Below are 3,217 nucleotides of genomic sequence, written 5' to 3' on the forward strand. Positions count from 1 at the left end.
CGCCGAAGATCAGCGCCCAGGCGGCGCCGCTCGCGTCGGCCTTCTTGAACTGCGCCTTCATGCCGCCACCGCCGGCGTGCATCTGCACCGACACGCCGGCCGCGCGCAGCGCCTGCAGCGTCACCATGGCCTGCGGCAGCACCGCCGGCGACATCAGCACCGCGTAGGCGCGCGGCGCGGCGCTCGGCACCGGCAGCTCCAGCGCCTGGATCAGCAGCAGCAGCCGCTCGATGCCGAGGCCGAAGCCCACCGCCGGCGCCGGCTTGCCGCCCAGCTGCTCGATCAGGCCGTCGTAGCGGCCGCCGCCGCACACCGTGCCCTGCGAGCCCAACTGGTCGGTGACCCACTCGAAGACGGTGAGGTTGTAGTAGTCCATGCCGCGCACCAGGCGCGGGTTGACGCGGTACGGCAGCCCGGCGGCGTCGAGGATCGCGCGCACGGTGTCGAAGTGCGCGAGCGAGGCCTCGCCGAGGAAGTCCATCAGCTTCGGCGCCGCCTCGATCAGCGATTGCATCGCCGGGTTCTTGCTGTCGAGGATGCGCAGCGGGTTGCTGAGCAGGCGGCGCTTCGAGTCTTCGTCGAGCGCGGCGGCATGCTGCTCGAAGTACGCGACCAGCGCCTCGCGGTGCGCGCGCCGCTCGTCGGGCTGGCCGAGGCTGTTCAGCTCGAGCCGCACGTGCTCGCCCTCGACCAGGCCGAGTTCGCGCCACAGCAGGCGCGTCATCAGGATCAGTTCGGCGTCGACGTCGGGGCCCGCGAAACCGAGCGCCTCGACGTCCAGCTGGTGGAACTGGCGGTAGCGGCCCTTCTGCGGCTTCTCGTGGCGGAACATCGGGCCCAGCGTCCAGACGCGCAGCGGGCCGTTGTACAACGCGTTGTGCTCGACCATCGCGCGCACGATGCCCGCGGTGGCTTCCGGGCGCAGCGTCAGGCGGTCGCCGTTCATCGCATCGGTGAAGGAATACATCTCCTTCTCGACGATGTCGGTGACCTCGCCCAGGCCCCGCACGAACAGCGCGGTCGGCTCGACGATCGGGGTCAGCAGGTACTGGTAGCCGTAGCGCGCCAGCACCGAACGCACCGTCGTCTCGAACCACAGCCACAGCCCGGCATCGGGCAGTTTCTCGGTGCGCGGCACGCTGGCCGGCAGGATGTCGTTCATGCCCTTCACGGCCTGGAGGGCGGCTTGCTTGGTGTCAGCCATGGAAACCTTGGATCAATGGACGGGAAGCCGCCCCGAAGGCGGCTGCGGCAATGCGGGTGCGGCGACCGGCAACGCGTGGGAAACGCGTCAGGCCGCCACGGTCGAATGCTGGGCGGTGGCCGAGCCGAAGCGCTTCTCGATGTAGTCCTCGACCAGTGTCTGGAACTCCTGCGCGATGCGCTCGCCGCGCAGCGTCAGCGCCTTCTCGCCGTCGATGAAGACCGGCGCGGCCGGCGCCTCGCCGTTGCCCGGCAGGCTGATGCCGATGTCGGCATGCTTGCTCTCGCCCGGGCCGTTGACGATGCAGCCCATCACGGCGACCTTCATCGACTCGACACCCGGATAGCGGGCGCGCCACACCGGCATCTGCTCGCGCAGGTAGTCGTCGATCTGCTTGGCCAGTTCCTGGAAGGTGGTGCTGGTCGTGCGGCCACAGCCGGGGCAGGCGGTGACGCTCGGGTTGAACGCGCGCAGGCCGAGCGACTGCAGAACCTCCAGCGCCACCACGACCTCTTGCGTGCGCGCCTCGCCGGGCTGCGGCGTCAGCGAGACGCGGATCGTGTCGCCGATGCCCTGCTGCAGCAGCAGCGCGAGCGCGGTGGACGAGGCCACCGTGCCCTTGGTGCCCATGCCGGCCTCGGTGAGCCCCAGGTGCAGCGGGTAGTCGCAGCGCTTCGCGAGCGCCTGGTAGACGCTGACGAGATCCTGCACGCCGGACATCTTGCACGACAGCACGATCTGCTCGCGCCGCAGGCCGATCTCCTCGGCGCGCTTCGCCGATTCGATCGCCGACGTGATGATCGCGCGGTACATGATCTGCTGCGGCTCGAACGGCTCGGCGCGGCGGCCGTTCTCGTCCATCATCTGTGCGAGCAGTTCCTGGTCGAGGCTGCCCCAGTTGACGCCGATGCGCACCACCTTGTCGTGGCGCGCGGCGGCTTCGATCATCTGGGCGAACTGCTTGTCGCGCTTGTCGCCCTTGCCGACGTTGCCGGGGTTGATGCGGTACTTCGACAGCGCCTCGGCGCAGGCCGGGTGCTCGGTGAGCAGCTTGTGGCCGTTGTAGTGGAAATCGCCGATCAGCGGCACGTCGATGCCCATGCGGTCGAGCTGGTCGCGGATGTGCGGCACCGCCGCGGCCGCCTCGGGCGTGTTGACGGTGATGCGCACCATCTCGGAGCCGGCGACCGCCAGTTCCTTCACCTGGATCGCCGTCTCGATCACCTGCACCGTGTCGGTGTTGGTCATCGACTGCACCCGCACCGGTGCGCCGCCGCCGATCGTCACGGTACGTGCGCCCCAGCGCACCTGCGCCTGGACGGTGGTGCGCTGCACCGGCCGGGCCGGTTCGATGAACTCCTCGTCCAGCAGCAGGGCTGACGGGGCGGCCGAGGGGGAGGCCGACGGGGAAGAGATGGCGGTCATGGCTTACTCGAGATCGAACTTGGCGATGTTGTCGCGCGTGGGGGACATGGTCACCGCGCGGCCCCGGTAAGTAACCGTGGTGGCCGAAACGTTCCCGATTCTGACGTGAAGCGGGGAAGCCCCGTCCAGGCCCAAGGATTCCCCGGGCTGCAGCGAACGCGACACCAGCACGGTGCCGCGGCCGTCGATCACCTCGATCCAGGATTCGGCGGTGGCCTTCAGCAGCAGCGCGCCGGAGGTGGCACGGGGCGCCGCGGCCGGCGGGGCCGACGCCGGGGCCGGGGCCGCCATCGCGGAAGGCGCGACCGACGGTACGGCCGGCACGATGGCAGGTGCGGAAGCCGCGGGCAAGGTGACGGTCTCGACGACCGTGTTCGGCGGCAACACCGGCGGCATCAGGGCCGACGGCTCCGACGCACCGGCATCGGCAGCAGCCGGCGCCGGCGTTGCCGGTACCGATGCGCCCTCGGAGACGCGCGGCAGGTTCGACGCGATCCAGCCGCTGGGCAGCAGGTAGACCGCCGCGGCCGCGAGGGCCAGCAGCAGCGCGCCGATGACGCCGGGGTTCTTCAGGAAGCTCAGGTCGGT

The 3,217-nt window shown here is 70.3% G+C and carries 3 protein-coding genes; all 3 read right to left on the reverse strand.

Annotated elements, in window-relative coordinates:
* On the reverse strand, positions 1-1,204 hold a 1,204-nt coding region (hisS, locus tag AC1D15_RS23780), incomplete at its 3' end, for a histidine--tRNA ligase (RefSeq protein WP_477827912.1).
* 87 nt (positions 1,205-1,291) lie between these two features.
* Positions 1,292-2,629 (reverse strand): flavodoxin-dependent (E)-4-hydroxy-3-methylbut-2-enyl-diphosphate synthase, encoded by a 1,338-nt coding sequence (gene ispG, locus AC1D15_RS23785; protein WP_477827913.1) that lies wholly within the window; start codon positions 2,627-2,629, stop codon positions 1,292-1,294.
* A 3-nt stretch (positions 2,630-2,632) separates the two neighbouring features.
* The coding region (locus AC1D15_RS23790) for a RodZ domain-containing protein (protein ID WP_477827914.1) at positions 2,633-3,217 on the reverse strand (585 nt) is incomplete at its 5' end.

Source organism: Rhizobacter sp. P2_H2 (genome assembly GCF_056403375.1).